The sequence below is a fragment of the Legionella antarctica genome (assembly GCF_011764505.1).
Classification (GTDB): Bacteria; Pseudomonadota; Gammaproteobacteria; order Legionellales; family Legionellaceae; genus Legionella; species Legionella antarctica.
Genome location: NZ_AP022839.1, coordinates 1,210,623 through 1,228,059 on the forward strand (window position 1 = coordinate 1,210,623; position 17,437 = coordinate 1,228,059).

Here is a 17,437-nt window from a genome sequence, read left to right on the forward strand (position 1 = left end):
AAACCCGACCTTTAGTGGGCTAGTAATCGTGGCCCATGACAGTTCTGAAAAAGCATCTATTCTATCTGTTTTAGAGCCAGTTTTTGTAGTGGTATTCGGGGTATTACTTTTAGGTGAAACACTCAAACCATGGCACGCTTTAGGGGTTGTTTTTGTGCTGGCTGGGGCTTTGATAACCTTGTTCGGCCATAAAATTAATCTTCGTCCTAAACTGATATTTTGGGCTAATAAATTAACTTAATTTTTTAGAGTTTAACCAACTGTCAATGATTTCATGATCAGAGACTTCCAGGAGGGCTGGAGCATGCCCGGCATCTGCGATTTCATATACTTCAGTTTGGGTGTGAGTTCGGCGCATTTTTTTGATGATTTCAGGTGTCAGTAATTCAGAGTGAACGCCATGAATTACTAAAACCGGACAGCGGATTTTACTCCAGACAGACCAAAGATCGATATCATACAAGATCCCTTCAAGAGCTTTTTGAGGATGATGAAAAAAATCCGATACAATTTGCATTGTCGATTTAGGGTTTCTAATGGCAGGATCAACCTTTGCCACAAATACTTTAGCAGCTCGTTTCTCAACACTATGTGCGGTAAAATCATCCCATTGTTTTTCGCTTAACTTGCCAAATTCACTGTAATTTTTCTTGAAATGCTTTTTCGCTTCTTCCATACTTTTAAATTCAGGATCATTCCCTATATACTTAGCAAGCTTTCTTAGACCCTGCAGTGGAATTTGTGGTCCAACATCATTAAGTATGAGCCGACGAACAGGGGAGTGTGGTAATGACGCTAACATCATTCCAATTATGCCACCCATAGAGGTTCCGATCCAATCGATCTGCTGAGCGCGAGTTCTTGCAATGAGAGCATTCATATCTGCTACGTATTGATTGAAATTATAATGATGCGCCTGTTTAAACCAAGAACTATCCCCGCGTCCAACGACGTCAGGGCAAAAAATATGACGACCTCCAATCCCAAGATAATGAGCTAAGGCATCAAAGTCGCGACCATTTCGAGTGTAACCATGAACACATATTACCGTGGGGAGTTCAGGAGACCAACTTCCCCATTCGGTATAAGCAATGTTATGAAACCCCTCTTCAGACACACCAAGAAAACTATTTTTTTTCATAGGACTCTACTGGTTTCTACTAATGTGCCGTTTTAATACCAATTGCCAACACCACTGCAACCACAACAACTGTCAACGCAGGTATTAGCACAACTACCACCTCGGCCACAACAACTGCTAAGGAATGATGATGCTCCAACTAGAACTATAATCAGTAATATTTTTTTCATGAGCTATCCTTGTCACACTATGTATCTTAAATATACTATATGAATTTAAATTTAGCCAATATGAAAAAAATATTGTTCAAATAAGTATGTTAGATAACCAGTGTCAATTACTGACCTGGGGTGTTCTGATAAGGAATATGCTCTCGATCAAGGCATTCGGAAAAGAGGCGTGTTGATTCATCAGAATTTAATTTAAGTGGAGATGGAGACCAAAATGAATTTTTTGGTACTAATTTGGGCTTATTGTGAATGATTAATACTTTATTTTTTAAGCCTCCATCTTCCAACGGTAAAGGGAGTGCTAGTCTTTGGTCGCTTGGCTGTGAAAATAAAGTTTGGGGAGAAAATCTTAAATTGTATAAATCATACCATTCATTGTCTAATTTCCAAAAAACTTCAGATGCGCGATTAGGGTTGAGTTGATTAGTAGATAAATAAATATCTTCTGCCTTTGCCCAATAGTAATTACCCCCCTGGCTAACAATGAATCCCAATTCCTGCTTTTTATTTACATAATATCCTACTACAACTGCCGCATGCTCACGATGACTCTTCATTCTGGCAGGCTCACCCTCTAAATCAATATCATAGAATAGTATTGGTGCTTCACCTGAATTAACGGAACGAATGATAGTCCAATTATAATCAGTAAAACTATTCGCTGTGACCACCGATGAGTGATCGTAGCCATTATCAGCAGCAATTTGGGCTAAGGTTTTTGCGCTGTATATCTCGCCAACCGTTGAACCATATCGTTCTTTGGCTTGTTGCCGCAGGGAATCAGGGTGATTTTTATCTTTTCTTAGTGGCGGTGGTTTGGGCATGTCGTGTATTTTGTGCAGAGCATTTAATACGACACTCAAGGCGTTTAGCTTACATATTTGTCCGCGCTGAGATTGAGGTGTTATGAACAGGCCTAATTTATAATCATATCCGGTGGGGGTTTTAAGAACTTCGCTCTCCAGGAAATTAGAAAAATTTTCAATAATAGGCATAATTGGGAAAACTCAACAAAAGGCCATTATGATGTAAATAGGCTCAATTTGTCAAGTTTTATGAGAGTATAAACTAGAGCGAAACTTATCCACGGACTTTAGCTTAAATAATAAAACTTGGCCTTAGCCCCCAGTAAGACTGTTGAGGCACGTGCGTCCAGGCAGCATTTCAACTTATGGCATCTGTAACCATTGGAGTTTCCATAATTCAAACAAAAATAATTGATTGTTTTCAGTATTTAAATAGGGCTTGAGTTCCTGATTTAACAAAAGCCGATTATTAGCTAGCAGGTGAATTAATTCGTGAGACACATTTTCAATATCCCATTGGCAACCATTAATATACAATTGATACTCTGCTTTTTGATTGACAACCTGATATGCAAAACGACAGGATGCATCCCTGGCCAGATCAGATCCTGCTTGCAGCTCTTCTATAAAGCCGGATAAATCAATTTGATCCTCATCTTCCAAAGGAATTGGTAACTGTTGTTCTGCCTGTTGGTCAAGACGAGTTGCAAAACAGCCAAACCATGATTTCATGATCTGCTCATCGTTTATCAAATACTGTAATAATGATTGAGCATTTCTCCAGGCGGGCTCTGTTATTTCCGAAGTATTATTTAAATGAGACCAGTCGGGATCCTGGTAGAGTTTTTGGAATAATTCTTTTTCCGATAAATAGTCTCCTAAACTGTCCCATATCTCTTGTCCTTGATAGCTTCTATAGCCAAAAGAATAGGTCATGCATTCCTCAGATAACCCAATACCGTAATGCCCTATGTGGGGCGGCAGGTAAAGCATGTCACCTTCTTCAAGGATGAATTGTTCTTCTACAGCAAATTCGTTCATAATGCGTAACTCAAGATCTTTTATACAGTTCTCAGGGTTACACTGTTTCGAAGTTAGGGACCATTCGCGTCGACCTTTAGCTTGAAATAAAAAGACATCGTAGTTGTCATAATGTGGCCCTACACTTCCATTCAGGGCAGCGTAGCTGATCATTACATCATCAATTCGCCATTGAGGTATAAAATCAAAGTGATTGAGCAATTCATTAACTTCGGGAATGATTCGATCAACGCCCTGAACCAGTAGCGTCCAGTTGGTTTTAGGTAAGTTATTAAAATCAGTCTCTGAAAAAGGCCCCCGCCTTAAGTGCCACTGCGGATTGTTATGTAACGTTTCAATGACAATACGACTTTCTACCTCTTCTTCAAGAGCGAGTCCCGCCAGTTCATCAGGTGATACAGGATTAATAAAACCAGGTAAAGCCTGGCGGATGACCAGCGGTTTTTTTTGCCAATATTCATTGAGAAAGGTTTTTAAAGTAATTTCCTGAAAATGTACCATGAAGTATCGATTGTTTGAATTTGTAGTTACCAATTTAAACATTTTGCAGCTATGGTAAGCAACAACTAAATAAAGTTTCCTCAAATGGAGTTTTGATTTAAACCAATTCAATTTGCTCCAGTAAAATCCTGCATCTATAATTTAACTAATTAAAGGAGAAATCTATGTTTAAAAGAGTCGCCTTGTTTCTTGCAACCAATTTAGCCATTATTGTTGTTATTTCTCTCATATTGAGCATTTTTAACATTGCTCCTTACCTTACTCAATATGGTTTGGATTACCAATCGTTATTAATCTTTGCTTCCATAATTGGGTTTACAGGTTCATTGATTTCCCTTTTTATTTCTAAATGGATGGCGATTCATGCCTATAACGTTAAATTGATTGATAAACCAACCAATGAATCCGAGTTTTGGTTAACTGCAAAGGTGCGGCAATTAGCTACTCAAAGAAATATCGGGATGCCCGATGTAGGGATTTATGAGAGTCCAGAACCCAACGCATTTGCAACAGGATGGAATAAAAATAAAGCTTTGGTAGCCGTTTCAACAGGATTACTGACCTCAATGAAAGCTGATGAAGTCGAGGGCGTATTGGGACATGAACTATCACATGTTGCCAACGGTGATATGGTAACAATGACTCTTATTCAAGGAGTGGTGAACACGTTCGTCATTTTTTTTGCCCGTATTGCCGCATTTTTCGTAACTCAGTTTTTCAGAAAAGACGATGCAGAACCCCTACAAGAAGGTTTTGTTTATTACGGAGTGGCAATTGTATTTGAGCTGTTCTTTGGTATTCTTGCTTCACTTATCGTGATGTGGTTTTCACGTCATCGAGAGTTTCGAGCAGATGCTGGTTCAGCACGGTATGTTGGTAAAGATAAAATGATAAGCGCCTTACAACGTTTGCAGCAGTTGATGGAAAGAACGCCTGAAGATAACCGGGCTCCGGCACTGAATACTATGAAGATATCTGTCCGTAGCTCATGGCTTTCATTATTCTCCAGCCATCCTCCACTCGAAAAGCGAATTGAAGCACTACAAAAACACAGAAGATAGTTGCATAAGAACTTTAGGTCTCCATGAGAGTTTACACTCCGGTTACGGTGCGTGCAGAGCCTTACCCAAAAAGTCTAATAGGAACGTCATTTTCGAAATGATTAGCGCACACATAGATCCAGAATCTGGTTGCATATTAATTAAATCAAATCGATTGTTCATGAATTGTTTTTCAGAATACGTTCCAACTCTCCTTTTGCCTGGCGTGAAAAATTAATAAGGTCTGTTTGTATCCTGTCAGAATCGCCGGGTAAGTGTCTGCCACTGAGCCCGGACTAATCCGAGCCGCGCGCGTCAGCAAGCGGAATTATCTCGAGATGCTTATGTGGTGCATGGAACCTGCCGCACTTTAAGTAAGATTAATTCAGCCAATGATGGCATTTCAAATTTTTTAGTCACCCTATCGTAAATATACTGATAAACGTTAACTTTCAGTTTTCTGGCCGTCTGTACAATCGTGGCAAACGTATCCTTTGATTTGGTGCCATTTTGGGAGACCGTTTGGAGATTGATGTCGCGTATCCTTGCTTGAAACCGTGTCCCTAATTCAGAGGCATTGTTGTGCAATGGCAGAAATGGATGGTCTAACACCAATAATAACGCTTGTTTTTTAGCACGTGTCTTTGCAATGCGTTGATCTAAAACATCATAGCCTGTCGTGGTTGCGAACAAAGTATCAAATTGCATTGATAGTTGTTGGGCCATTGATTGAGATGGAGCCGTCTTGTAAGTCAATAATGCATGGTAGAAATCCCATAATTGCTCAAGAAATACAGCCAATATATTCTGATTCATATCTGAGAATGGAGTGAGTTTTTTATAATGACGACCTTCATGGATCCAGCACAGCGCATGATGTAGGGCCAATTTATTAAACTGAGGCGCATCATCTGTCATTAAATAATGGATGAAGTATTTCGAGTGCTGATAATAGGCAAGAGCTGCTGACTCAAGAATTATGCGTCGATTCGTGCTGTGTTTTTTTGGATTTGGAAAAAGTGTTCCCATCAAACTATCGATTGATTCACGTGTGAGGGGTTGTGCATGCAGCATTGGTTTAATTTGATCCAACCATTTTTTTGCGAGACCAAACTCATCCATTAACTCATAAGCCTCCTGATTAAACATAAACTTTAATTGGTCTCGACACAGCAACTCCAATAAGGTCAAGCGATCTTTTTTACGACGAGTGAAGTATGCTGTAAAAAAGTCATTACATAAAACATGGGTGTAGTGATTTTTGCCGTTAACACGACTGCCTGTGTCATCCATCTGCTGGTACAAGCCTGCGTTGCTACCGGCATCGACAATATCTTCTTTTTCCTGATGAAAAATATCATTGCCTTCTGTCAGCATGGAAGCAATTTTACCATGTGATATTTGAATACCACATGTTTTTAAAAAGCGCTCAATGGCGCTCTCCGTCATCCCTGCATCACGGTATAATGTGATGACCAGCGCTTTAACCCCAGGACCAAATTCACTGCCCTTATATTCGCCAGGAATCGGCGCAATAAAGGTTTTTTTCAAAGATGGTGAGTAATACGTTTCCAGCTTGAATTCAACATTATCCGTGATGATTTTTAGATCCTGGATGATTCGAATCTCAAAACCCTTGAACTTGGCGTCATCTGGCAGCGTTGCTTTGTCCAGAGCAATCGTAACACGTCTATCAATACGTACGTTTTTTTTGTCTTTGCCTGTGTTTTTATTGTTCCCTTTACCACGTTTATTGCGATCTCCTTCAGATGAATGATTGGAATTGCCTGTATTATCGCCATTGCTACCTTTGGATTGACCGCGAATATTAGGTTTGCCCTGTTCACCCTTAAGGCGGTTTATCTCATCACGTAATACTTGGTTTTCCTCTCTGAGCAAAGCATTTTCTTCGGCAAGCATTTCGACCAAATTAACCAATACCTTAATGATAGTCACGGCCTTTTTGTCGGCAAGACTATCGATATCTTTTGTTAACTCATCTAAAACTTGTTTGATTTCTTGGCGTTTCATCATCTACCACTGCGTTACTAATGCTGATACGGCAATCATAACATGACTTTTTTTGAACGCATTTTTCGAGTTTTAACGCCACTAAGGGCTAAGAAAAAATCTGACCTCAGGAGGGAGATGTTTTATTAGTGAAAGGGGCTACATTGTGATCTTGGGGATCTTAGGGCATGCATATTGCATGACTTACGTTTGATATGGAAAAACATCAGTTTTACAGAAAAACCGTGTCAATAGGTATTTTGAATATTTTTAAAGAATTCCGCTTGCTGACGCGCGCGGCTCGGATTAATCCGGACTCAGTGGCAGACACTTACCCGGCGATTCTGACAGGATACGTCTGTTTCTTCTTCAAAAAATTCAAAGGACTTATGGAGCGTTGCTTCATCATGTTTTTGAAAAGCGGATGCTTTTTTCTCTATATCATCCGGTTTATAACCGAGAAAGTTTAAAATTTCTTTAGTCATAGTTAATGAAGAGTCGAATAATTCTCTTCTGAAATAATCAACCCCGGTTTTATGCAATTCATAAGCATGGCGGCGATTGCGAGCACGAACAAAAATTTTCAAGTGAGGAAATTCCTGTTTAGCTAATTTGACTATTTCCAGATTAGTATCAGGATTTCCAACTGCTACTATCAACAGTTTGGCATGTTCTGCGCCTGCGCTTTTTAAGAGATCCAAACGATTGGCATCACCAAAATAGCCTTTGTAACCAAACTTTCTCAATAATTCAATTTGCTCAGGATTTTTTTCCAAGACGGTTACATTTACATGTTCCCCACTAAGGAACCTACCAATAATTTGTCCAAAACGACCATAACCCGCGAGTATAATTCCATTTTTTTCGCTGATAGGATCATACTCTCGCTGAGGAATAATACTCATAAACTTAGGCACTACAAATCTATGATACAGCAGCATTAAAAAGGGGGTGGCGAGCATGGATAAGGCAACAACCATAGTAAAGAAGCCTGCTGTATCTGGGGAAACCACTTTTGTTTCCCTTGCATATTGAAAGAGAACGAATCCAAACTCCCCTCCCTGGGATAGAGCCAAAGCAAAACCTATTGTTTGGATTTTAGTCAGATTAAAGGAACGGCCCAGAATAAGTAAAATGAGTGCTTTGATGGCGATCAAACCTAAGACAGCACTAATAAGTAAGAACATTTGTTGTGAAAAAAGGGTGAAATTCATTCCCATACCTACAGAGATAAAAAATAAACCCAGCAATAATCCTTTGAAGGGTTGTATGTCTGCTTCAACAGTATGTTTGTATTGAGAGTTGGCTAAAACGACACCAGCAATAAATGCTCCTAAAGCTCGAGATACACCAATGTAATCCATTAACAGGGTAATACCCACAACCAAGGCGAGAGAAAAAGCAGTAAATACCTCACGTAAATGCGTTCGCGCGATGATTAAGAATAAATGTCTGGATAAATAATGACCGATTAAGATGATCGCGCCTATTACTCCGGTAATTAGTAGTGCGTGGCTCCACTTGGGGAGCTGAGTAATAAAAGAAGGTTCTTGAGAAATTAACGTCACCACTCCTTGTGGTGCGAGTAAAGGCATAACAATAAGAATAGGTATTACCGCGATATCCTGGAATAATAAGACAGCAAATGAAGTTTCACCCTCGGTAGTTTTTAGCAGGTTTTTTTCCTGCAGCATTTGTAAAACTAACGCGGTCGAAGAAAGGGCGAGTGCCATACCGATTGCCAGACTGGCCCGCCAATCATACCCCATCAGGATGCCCATACCGAATAAAGCGCCAGTGGTGGTGGTGACTTGTAACCCCCCCAAACCAACTATTAATTTTCTAAGTTTCCACAACTTGACAGGTTCTAATTCCAAGCCGATTAAAAACAACATCATGACCACTCCAAACTCAGCAAAATGCATGATTTGCTCGGCATTTCCAATGAGTTTAAGGCCAAATGGACCGATAAGGATTCCTACAACAAGATAACCTATCACGGAACCCAGTTTAAAACGGCTGGCTATAGGAACCATAACACTTGCTGCAGCAAGAAAGATAAATACATTTAAAAGTAAATGTTGACCCATAATAGAAATCCGAATTGGTGAAAATTTATTTATCGTGACAGTTTTTAAATTTTTTACCACTGCCACAAGGGCAGGGGCTGTTACGCGCTACTTTTATTTTGCTATTTTTTACAGGTAATTTTTTTTTACTTCCGTCCACATAGAACCATTGATTATCTTCCTGATGGAATTCACTGATTTCATGGATATGTTTTAACTGATTATTTTCCCTAAAAAGTGCTTTAAACTCAACAAAGCCTTTTTCAGGTGTTTCCATATACAATTGAAGGACTTTTAATCCTGCCCAGGTTACACTCAGAGCCCATTTTTTTACTTCTGATTCGTCAAAATTAATTAAGGGTCTGCCTTTCATGGTATTTTTAATGTAATCAATTTTAGCTAAACTATAGGCCGTGTATCTTGATCGCATGAGCTGTTCGGGTGTTTGGGGCATTTCTTTTTTTTCTATAAATGGCTTACAGCACTGTTCATAAGATTTTTCTGAACCACAGGGACATTGTGACATTGAATTACCTAAAATATGAGTTAAATGATAGTTAAGCGTTTATAATATATTCTATATGGCATTGTATTTTTATTGAATGGTTTTATCGGATTTCTTTGTTTTTACTAGGGAAGGGCATCTAAAATGATTACATTGTTTCAATTTTATAGAGTTTGGGATTTACCTAGTGCCAGTCCTTTTTGTATGAAGGTTGAAACTTATTTACGAATGATGAAATTACCCTATGAAAATAAATTTGTGAATAACCCTCAAAAAAGTCCCAAGGGAAAGCTGCCCCATATTAAACTGGATGGAAAATTTTATCCCGACAGTGAATTGATTATCGATGAATTAAAAACTCGTTTTGGCAACGAACTGGATAGAGATTTAACTACAGAACAAACAGCACTAGCCCAGTTAATTGAAATAGCTTTTTGTGAGCGGCTTTATTGGGTGATGATTTATCTGCGTTGGCAGAATGATACGGCTTGGGAGCATGTTAAAGAGAGTATGTTTGAAAAGTTACCCGCGATTGCCAAATTATTTGTGCCTAATATGATCAAAAAATACATGTTAAAGCAATTGAATCATCAAGGAACAGGAAGGCATACTCTGCAGGAAGTCCTACAATTGGGGATAAAAAATCTGGATACCATATCTGTGATCCTGGATGGGAAAAAATATTTTTTAGGGGATAAACCAACTAGTGTCGATGCCACTGCATTTGCTTTTTTAGCGAATATTATCTGGAGTCCTCTTGATGATCCCTTTAAAGAGCACGCGCTTCAGCAAAATAATATTGTAGCTTATTGTCATCGGATGTGGGATGAATATTATCCGGATTTTGTTAAACCCAAAACACAGAGTTATGTTATAAATAATTTGATACACTAACATTATTAAATTGAACCAAGGTCAAAAATGAATTCCTATTTGTTAACACAAAATATAGAGCAAATTAATCATCAAGAAAGTCTCAATATTTTGGAATCAGGTAACATACTGTTTTTCCCTGAGTATTTTTTTTCCTCAGTTGACCCGTCCTTAATGTCTGAGTCGATTTTACATGGCACGCATAAAAATGTAAGTTATGATTATAAACGTAATAAACTGGGTGCTTTTAAAAAAAATGTTCCCGACTTAGACAAGAAATTAGAACAGTTTATGCGGGGGTATGCAGAGTTTGCCCATAAACTCATTCAAACTGCCCTACCCTCCTACTTACCCCATCTGCAATGGGGAAGAACCAGCTTCAGACCAGCACAAATTAGTGGTAGAGCTACATCGAGACGTAAAGATGATACTCGTTTACATGTAGATTCATTTTCAGCTAGCCCCGTTAACGGCTTAAGAATTTTGCGGGTTTTTTGTAACATTAATCCGCAACAGGAACCTCGCGTATGGAATCTTGGAGAGCCTTTTGCTCAGGTTCTTCAACGTTTTGCACCTCAAATTAGTTCTTACAGTAAATTAACGGCAAGGATTTTAAAATTAGTTAAAACCACCAAAACTCTGCGATCACCTTATGACCATTACATGCTTCATTTGCATGATACAATGAAACGAGATGATCATTACCAGGCGCAAGTAAAGAAAATTCAAATTAATTTTCCGTCGCAAAGCACCTGGATAGTATTCACAGATCACGTGTCTCATGCAGCACTCAGTGGACAGTATTTATTAGAGCAAACCTTCTATCTTCCTGTTGATAAAATGGCCAACCCTGAATTTTCTCCATTCAATGAATGGAAGAAATTCAGACCTGAATTGCGTTATCTGACATCACATTAATAACTTATACGCGTAATCGGAGAAAAACATGGTCAGGAGCTGATCATGATCAGCTATCTTTAACAGCCCGAAGCACCTTGGGATCCTGAGATCCAGCTTGCCGCGAAATTTCTGGATCCTGCGGACAATCTCTGAAGGATAATCAGATTGTATACTGTCTACGTACTGCGCTATATGCGCATTACGTAGATGATATTGATCGCTGCACCAGGGTTTTCCTACTAAGTAGCAACATCGTTTTGGATACCGTGCATAAAGCACGGTAGGCTGGGAGCGAAAATTATGTAACTAAAAAATGAGTGATGATTAAATTTTCTGATGCTCCATCTGGAGCAAGCCGCGTACGCCGTGATATGCATTAATATTCAATCGTTCTAAAAGGCACATTTTTTTGCTACATAACTTAAAATTCGCTATGATGAGTCGCTCTGTAATTCCCTATTACTCAATTTGATAAAGGATAGTGGTATCCTATGGAAGGAAAGCAATTTGATATGGGTCCGCATGTCTGGAACAAAATTAAGGAAAAATAAGAGCTATTCATCCATCATTTATAGTTAAAAATTCACTCAAATTAACCTATTTAAACCTACTCAATACCGTATGAATAGTGATTGCTACTACGAATTGTCTTAGGTCATTTTACCACAACTCTATCAGAATGACTTATCCACAAGTCCACAGGTCAGGAGAGCTTCACTTTCTCGTATAGGCCTGTGGGCCTTGTGGGTAAGTCATGACGCTCTCATTTAGGGTTTATGGTCTTTTCCGGCCATAATACACCTCTGCGGGCGTTAAATAATTAAAGGACTGGTGAAGCCTTCGGTTATTATAATACTCAAAATACTCCGTTAAGGCCAGCTCAACCTCTTCAATTGTATCAAAATCATACCGGTAGATTTTTTCTTGCTTAACACTACGCCACAATCGCTCGATAAATATATTATCTAAATAACGTCCTCGCCCATCCATGCTGATAGAAATGTGGTGAGATTTTAGCGTATTTATCCAATCTTTTGAGGTAAATTGAGAACCCTGATCCGTGTTAAAGATCTCACAACGCGAATGCAGCAAAGCGTTTCTAAGCGCCTCAATACAAAATTCAGCCTCCATAGTAGGTGAAATAGCCCATCCAATCACATAACGACTATACCAGTCCATAATAGCTACTAAATACACATGCTTTCCTTTCATGCGGATGTAGGTGATATCTGCGGCCCAAACCTGATTTGGTTTGGTGATATCCACCTCTTTTAATAAATAAGGGAACACCTCATGCTCCTTATTGGGAACGCTTGTATTTGGCTTTGGGTAAACAGTCGATAACCCCATCATTTCCATCAACTTTTTTACTCGACGTTTACCAACAGGATAGCCTACTTCTTTTGACAGCCATCTTGCCCGCTTAATTTTACCTTCACATGGATACTGCAGATAGTGCTCATCAAGTAGCGCCATAAGCGCTTCATCTTCGACAGAAATGGGCTTGGCACTATAATAATAACTTGAAACAGGCAAGTCTAATAGCAAGCATTGTTCACGAATGGTGAGCTCGGCAAGAGGATCAATCATGACGCGCTTTTCATCCAGACTAAAGTTCATGCTTTTTTTTTAGCCAAGATAGCTGCGCTTGAAGTCGACCAATTTCTTGATATAATGCCTCAACAAGCTGCTCTTGGGACTTGGCTTCTTTTTCATTAGCCCCAGAGAATAAATCGTTAATGGCTTTGATGGCCGATTGCTTCCAAGTTTTTACCTGCGTTGCGTGAACACCGTATTCACTGGTAATTTGCGCTTGTGTGAGTTTCCCCTCAATCGCAGCTAGCGTTATTTTTGCCTTCTTGGCCGCCGTATAATAAGCTCGCTTTTTAGACATTTTATTCTCCTCTTTGTATTAAGAAGAATAGCTCTTAAAAAACCTTTTTTTGTGTCCAGAAAACCGCGCCTATATTAATTCGATGATATTGATAATAGCGAATCGATGATTCCCAAAAATAAATTGGAATGGTTACCCCCCTCATGGAATTGGGGAATAATAATTCTGTTGATTTTATTTATTGGTTTGATCTGGTATTTCCTGGTCAGGGAGAAACCCAAAGAGAATATAATCAAACCGATACCGGTAGTCTCTGCTATTGCTACAGTTCGTGATGTTCCTATCTTCCTTTCGGCTCTGGGGAGCGTTACTCCAAAATATAGTGTAACTGTCAGAACCCAGTTAAATGGTATTTTGACTCAAGTATCCTTCAAAGAGGGACAAATGGTAAAAATCGGCGATTTATTGGCACAAATAGATCCTCGACCCTATGAGGCGTTGTTAACTCAATATGAAGGTAACTTAAAGCGGGATACGGCACTGCTTGCCAACGCAAAAATTGATCTTAAGCGCTATCAAAAACTATGGAAACAAGATTCGGTCTCCCAACAAACTCTGGCCACCCAAATCGCATTAGTTGAGCAATACGAGGGGGCAATCAAAATTGATCAGGGATTGATTCAGGGCACTAAAGTGAATTTAATTTATACTCGCATTATTTCTCCTGTCGATGGTCGCATTGGCTTACGCTTGGTCGATCCTGGCAATGTAGTACAAACCAACGATACTAATGGTATCGCAGTAGTTAACACGTTGAATCCCATAACCGTTATCTTTACCTTACCTGAAGATAATGTGCCGCAAATACTTCCACAAGTTTATTCCGATCAAAAACTTGTTGTGCAAGTCTTTGATCGTCAACAAAATAAATTATTGTCAACGGGAACCTTGTTAACAATTGATAATCAAATAAATCAAAGTACAGGTACAGTCAAACTGAGAGCGATCTTTGATAATAAAGACAATAAATTATTCCCTAATCAGTTTGTCAATGCGAGGATACTGATAGAAACTTTGCACCAGGCTACCGTGGTACCCACTGCTGCAATTCAACATTCTATAACCAAGGGGAATTTCGTCTATTTGGTGAATAAAAATAATACTGTGACTGTTAGACCCATAATAACTGGAGCGGCGAGTGAGAATGAGACAGTCATCAAAAGTGGGGTTAAACCCGGTCAATCAGTTGTAGTAGAAGGTGCGGATAAATTAAGAAACGGCTCTAAAGTTGCGGTAGGAAATGCGGCAAAACTATTCTCCCATACTAAAAAAAGAACGCCTTTTAATTCGGAACGCAGTCTGGCATGAGTATTTCCGGTCCTTTTATTACAAGAGCAATAGCGACATCACTTATCATGGTTGCTATTCTTCTCACAGGAGTTCTCTCATATAAATTATTACCTGTTTCTTCATTACCAGATGTAGATTATCCCACCATTCAAGTGTCAACGTTTTATCCAGGTGCCAGCCCTGAAGTGATGGCCTCCTCCGTGACTGCCCCTCTTGAGCGTCAATTTGGTCAAATGTCTGGATTAGATCAAATGACTTCTAATAGCTCGACTGGCTCATCAATTATTACCATGCAGTTTAATCTAACCGTGGGTTTAGATGTAGCTGAGCAACAAGTACAGCAATCTATAAATGCGGCCAGTAGTTTTTTACCTAAAGATTTGCCCAATCCTCCTATTTATAGCAAAGTAAATCCTTCAGATACACCTATTATCACATTGGCATTGACGTCAATGAGCTTGCCATTACCCAAAATAGAAGATTACGCTGAAACACGTCTTGTTCCTAAACTATCACAATTAGCTGGGGTTGGTTTAGTCAGTATTGGTGGTGGTCAACGTCCTGCTGTACGTATTCAGGCTAATCCAGATGCATTATCCGCTTATGGATTAACTATGGAACATGTGCGAAACCTTGTATCTGCATCGAATGTGAATGCGGCAAAAGGTAATTTTGATGGGCCAAGGCTTTCTTATACGATTAATAGCAATGATCAGTTGTTAACTGCTGCAGAATATCGTCCGTTAATAATTGCTTATAAAAACGGTGCTCCTGTTCGTCTTTCAGATGTTGCGAATGTGGTTGATGGAGCTGAAAACACCATGCAAGCTGCCTGGATGAACATGGAGCCTGCTGTTATTGTAAACGTACAACGCCAGCCCGGCGCTAATGTTATTGAGGTGGCTGATCGAGTAAAAGAATTACTTACCAATCTTCGTGCCACCTTACCAAATGATATTAAAGCTGAGATCTTAACCGATAGAACGATTAGCATCCGTGCATCAGTATCTGATGTGCAATTTGAATTATTATTAGCAGTGGTCCTCGTGGTGATGGTCATATTTCTTTTTTTACGCAATTTTTCGGCTACAATAATTCCCAGTATTTCTGTACCGCTGGCACTTGTAGGTTCGCTAGGGGTGATGTATGCGCTTGGATTTAGCCTTAATAATTTGACCTTGATGGGTTTAACGATTGCTACAGGTTTTGTCGTCGATGATGCTATTGTGATGATAGAAAATATCATACGTTACCTGGAACGTGGCGATACCCCATTGGATGCCGCCCATAAGGGGGCAAAGCAAATTGGCTTTACTATTATCTCTTTATCCATTTCTCTGATCGGGGTATTAATTCCTTTGTTGTTTATGGAGGATATAGTAGGAAGAATGTTTCGGGAGTTTGCTCTTACCTTAACTATAGCTATTCTGATCTCAGCCTTTGTATCGTTGACTTTGACGCCTATGTTGTGTTCAAGACTATTACGTCATAAAGGACTCCAGGAAAAAAGCAGTAAGCTTGAAAGGGTTTTGGAAAAGGGTTTAAATTATCTTATCGACAAATACAAGACATCTTTAGGCTGGGTTCTGCATCATCAATCGTTAATCCTGGGAATATTTTTTTTAACGATTCTGATTAATGTGATTTTACTCTTTTCAATTCCTAAAGGTTTTTTTCCTCTTCAGGATACTGGGGTTATTCAAGGTATATCAGAAGCCTCACAAACTATTTCATTCCCTGCAATGGCTGAGCGTCAGCAAGACCTGGCTCGAGTTGTTCTTGAAGATCCCGCAGTTGAAAATTTATCATCATTTATTGGTATCGATGGGATAAACAGTACCCTCAACAGTGGGCGTATACTCATTACCCTCAAACCATTGGAAGAGCGCCCTGGGGTAATGGAAGTGATTAATCGTATCCAGTCCAATCTCCAAAAGGTGATGGGAGCAACCCTTTATATGCAGCCGGTGCAGGACTTAACTATTGACACAGTGGTTAGTCGAACGCAATTTCAATACGGTATTAGTGCACAACATTCAGAACAGGTTAAAAAATGGACAGATTTGATGCTTGATAAAATGCGCCAGCTTTCCATTCTTCAGGATGTAACTACAGATCAGCAGAATCAGGGTTTAGTATCGCTAATCACCGTAGATCGTGATATGGCATCACGACTTGGTATTACCATGCAGATGATTGATGACACATTATATGATTCTTTTGGGCAGCGGCAAATATCGATTATGTTTACTCAAAGTAATCAATATCGCGTTGTTCTTGAAGTATTGCCCTGGCTGCAACATGCCAACTCGGCATTCAGAAATCTTTTTATTAACTCATCAGTTACGAATACAATTAATCCGGACTCAATTGCGTCCAAATCGTTTGTTTCCAATTCGAGTAATAGTGTTACATCCAGTGGGTCGGTGCCTTTTAGTACTTTTTCGACTTTATCTCATACGATTGGCCCGCTCCAAATCACCCGGCTGGATCAATTTCCTTCTGCCACACTTTCATTTAATCTTGCTCCTGATGCTTCTTTAGGCGATGCGGTAAGGGCTATTGATTCCATAAAAAAAGATCTTAATATTCCTGATAATGTCCGTACTGGCTTTTTAGGAACGGCGAAAAGCTTTCAGGATTCTCTGGCAAATGGTGGGTGGTTAGTACTGTCAGCTATCATAGTGGTCTACATCGTATTGGGAGTGCTTTATGAAAGTTATATTCATCCCATCACTATTTTATCTACTTTACCGTCCGCCTTTATGGGGGCATTGCTCGCGTTATTTTTTACCAGGAATGATCTTGGTATTATTGCCTTGATTGCTATTATTTTGTTGATTGGCCTCGTGATGAAAAATGCAATTATGATGATTGATTTTGCTTTGGAGCAAGAGCGAAACCATCAAAAACTACCCCAGGAAGCGATCTATGAGGCTGCTCTATTACGTTTTAGGCCAATTTTAATGACCACAATGGCATCGATGCTGGGAGCTATCCCTTTAGCGTTTAGTTTTGGTATGGGTGGAGAATTGCGCAGGCCATTAGGTATAGCCATCATTGGCGGATTAATAGTAAGTCAGTTAATTACATTATATACAACCCCCGTTATTTATTTAGCGTTTGACAGAATGGGGCGCAGAGTAATGAGCTTGGGTCAGCCCAAATTGCCTCTGGAAGGCACATAATATGTCAGG

Annotated in this window: 14 protein-coding genes; 6 read left to right on the top strand and 8 right to left on the bottom strand. The window is 39.5% G+C overall.

Annotation, left to right across the window (positions count from 1 at the left end):
* Window positions 1-28: 28 nt before the first annotated feature.
* Entirely contained in the window at window positions 29-241 is a 213-nt protein-coding gene (locus tag HRS36_RS05840; protein WP_267313936.1) for an EamA family transporter, read from the top strand.
* Here the strand turns inward: HRS36_RS05840 and HRS36_RS05845 are convergent.
* The 3 genes from HRS36_RS05845 to HRS36_RS05855 form a co-directional block, all read right to left on the bottom strand.
* On the bottom strand, window positions 233-1,141 hold the full coding sequence (locus tag HRS36_RS05845) for an alpha/beta fold hydrolase (protein ID WP_173236578.1): 909 nt from the start codon (window positions 1,139-1,141) through the stop codon (window positions 233-235). The genes HRS36_RS05840 and HRS36_RS05845 overlap by 9 nt on opposite strands.
* Window positions 1,142-1,418: 277 nt before the next feature.
* Window positions 1,419-2,306 (bottom strand): hypothetical protein, encoded by an 888-nt coding sequence (locus HRS36_RS05850; protein WP_173236579.1) that lies wholly within the window; start codon window positions 2,304-2,306, stop codon window positions 1,419-1,421.
* A gap of 174 nt (window positions 2,307-2,480) precedes the next feature.
* Window positions 2,481-3,659 carry a cupin domain-containing protein gene (locus HRS36_RS05855; RefSeq protein WP_173238473.1) on the bottom strand — a complete coding sequence of 393 codons (1,179 nt, stop codon included), beginning with the start codon at window positions 3,657-3,659 and terminating at the stop codon, window positions 2,481-2,483.
* A gap of 164 nt (window positions 3,660-3,823) precedes the next feature.
* On the opposite strand from HRS36_RS05855, the gene htpX reads away from it, so the two are divergent.
* Window positions 3,824-4,720, top strand: coding sequence for a protease HtpX (htpX, locus tag HRS36_RS05860; RefSeq protein ID WP_173236580.1), 897 nt, complete (start codon window positions 3,824-3,826; stop codon window positions 4,718-4,720).
* 321 nt (window positions 4,721-5,041) lie between these two features.
* On the opposite strand, the gene HRS36_RS05865 is transcribed toward htpX, so the two are convergent.
* The 3 genes from HRS36_RS05865 to HRS36_RS05875 form a co-directional block, all read right to left on the bottom strand.
* Window positions 5,042-6,733, bottom strand: a complete 1,692-nt coding sequence (locus HRS36_RS05865; RefSeq protein WP_173235423.1) for an IS66 family transposase — start codon at window positions 6,731-6,733, stop codon at window positions 5,042-5,044.
* 293 nt (window positions 6,734-7,026) lie between these two features.
* Entirely contained in the window at window positions 7,027-8,799 is a 1,773-nt protein-coding gene (locus tag HRS36_RS05870) for a monovalent cation:proton antiporter-2 (CPA2) family protein (RefSeq protein WP_173236581.1), read from the bottom strand.
* A gap of 25 nt (window positions 8,800-8,824) precedes the next feature.
* Window positions 8,825-9,304 carry a YchJ family protein gene (locus tag HRS36_RS05875; RefSeq protein WP_173236582.1) on the bottom strand — a complete coding sequence of 160 codons (480 nt, stop codon included), beginning with the start codon at window positions 9,302-9,304 and terminating at the stop codon, window positions 8,825-8,827.
* Window positions 9,305-9,427: 123 nt separating this feature from the next.
* On the opposite strand from HRS36_RS05875, the gene HRS36_RS05880 reads away from it, so the two are divergent.
* Window positions 9,428-10,177, top strand: coding sequence for a glutathione S-transferase family protein (locus tag HRS36_RS05880; protein ID WP_173236583.1), 750 nt, complete (start codon window positions 9,428-9,430; stop codon window positions 10,175-10,177).
* Window positions 10,178-10,204: 27 nt separating this feature from the next.
* Window positions 10,205-11,074: a Kdo hydroxylase KdoO gene (locus HRS36_RS05885; protein WP_173236584.1), complete on the top strand. Its 870-nt coding sequence runs from the start codon at window positions 10,205-10,207 to the stop codon at window positions 11,072-11,074.
* Between the two features lie 756 nt (window positions 11,075-11,830).
* On the opposite strand, the gene HRS36_RS05890 is transcribed toward HRS36_RS05885, so the two are convergent.
* On the bottom strand, window positions 11,831-12,676 hold the full coding sequence (locus tag HRS36_RS05890) for an IS3 family transposase (protein ID WP_173235473.1): 846 nt from the start codon (window positions 12,674-12,676) through the stop codon (window positions 11,831-11,833).
* A complete protein-coding gene (locus HRS36_RS05895; protein ID WP_173235475.1) occupies window positions 12,666-12,950 on the bottom strand; it encodes a transposase in 285 nt (94 codons plus the stop codon). Before HRS36_RS05895 ends, HRS36_RS05890 begins: the two co-directional genes overlap by 11 nt.
* A gap of 105 nt (window positions 12,951-13,055) precedes the next feature.
* Here HRS36_RS05895 and HRS36_RS05900 point away from each other — a divergent pair, with 105 nt between their 5' ends.
* Complete coding sequence (locus tag HRS36_RS05900) at window positions 13,056-14,258, top strand: efflux RND transporter periplasmic adaptor subunit (protein ID WP_173236585.1); 1,203 nt, start codon at window positions 13,056-13,058, stop codon at window positions 14,256-14,258.
* Complete coding sequence (locus HRS36_RS05905; RefSeq protein WP_173236586.1) at window positions 14,255-17,428, top strand: efflux RND transporter permease subunit; 3,174 nt, start codon at window positions 14,255-14,257, stop codon at window positions 17,426-17,428. The genes HRS36_RS05900 and HRS36_RS05905 overlap by 4 nt, the downstream gene beginning before the upstream one ends.
* Window positions 17,429-17,437 lie beyond the last annotated feature (9 nt).

What these genes read in the sequence shown, in the direction of transcription:
- HRS36_RS05845 (WP_173236578.1), bottom strand. Translation starts at nt 1,141, where the DNA reads ATGAAAAAAAATAGTTTTCTTGGTGTGTCTGAAGAGGGGTTTCATAAC.
- HRS36_RS05855 (WP_173238473.1), bottom strand. Translation starts at nt 3,659, where the DNA reads ATGGTACATTTTCAGGAAATTACTTTAAAAACCTTTCTCAATGAATAT.
- HRS36_RS05865 (WP_173235423.1), bottom strand. Translation starts at nt 6,733, where the DNA reads ATGATGAAACGCCAAGAAATCAAACAAGTTTTAGATGAGTTAACAAAA.
- HRS36_RS05850 (WP_173236579.1), bottom strand. Translation starts at nt 2,306, where the DNA reads ATGCCTATTATTGAAAATTTTTCTAATTTCCTGGAGAGCGAAGTTCTT.
- HRS36_RS05890 (WP_173235473.1), bottom strand. Translation starts at nt 12,676, where the DNA reads ATGAACTTTAGTCTGGATGAAAAGCGCGTCATGATTGATCCTCTTGCC.
- HRS36_RS05880 (WP_173236583.1), top strand. Translation starts at nt 9,428, where the DNA reads ATGATTACATTGTTTCAATTTTATAGAGTTTGGGATTTACCTAGTGCC.
- HRS36_RS05885 (WP_173236584.1), top strand. Translation starts at nt 10,205, where the DNA reads ATGAATTCCTATTTGTTAACACAAAATATAGAGCAAATTAATCATCAA.
- HRS36_RS05895 (WP_173235475.1), bottom strand. Translation starts at nt 12,950, where the DNA reads ATGTCTAAAAAGCGAGCTTATTATACGGCGGCCAAGAAGGCAAAAATA.
- HRS36_RS05905 (WP_173236586.1), top strand. Translation starts at nt 14,255, where the DNA reads ATGAGTATTTCCGGTCCTTTTATTACAAGAGCAATAGCGACATCACTT.
- HRS36_RS05870 (WP_173236581.1), bottom strand. Translation starts at nt 8,799, where the DNA reads ATGGGTCAACATTTACTTTTAAATGTATTTATCTTTCTTGCTGCAGCA.
- htpX (WP_173236580.1), top strand. Translation starts at nt 3,824, where the DNA reads ATGTTTAAAAGAGTCGCCTTGTTTCTTGCAACCAATTTAGCCATTATT.
- HRS36_RS05900 (WP_173236585.1), top strand. Translation starts at nt 13,056, where the DNA reads ATGATTCCCAAAAATAAATTGGAATGGTTACCCCCCTCATGGAATTGG.
- HRS36_RS05875 (WP_173236582.1), bottom strand. Translation starts at nt 9,304, where the DNA reads ATGTCACAATGTCCCTGTGGTTCAGAAAAATCTTATGAACAGTGCTGT.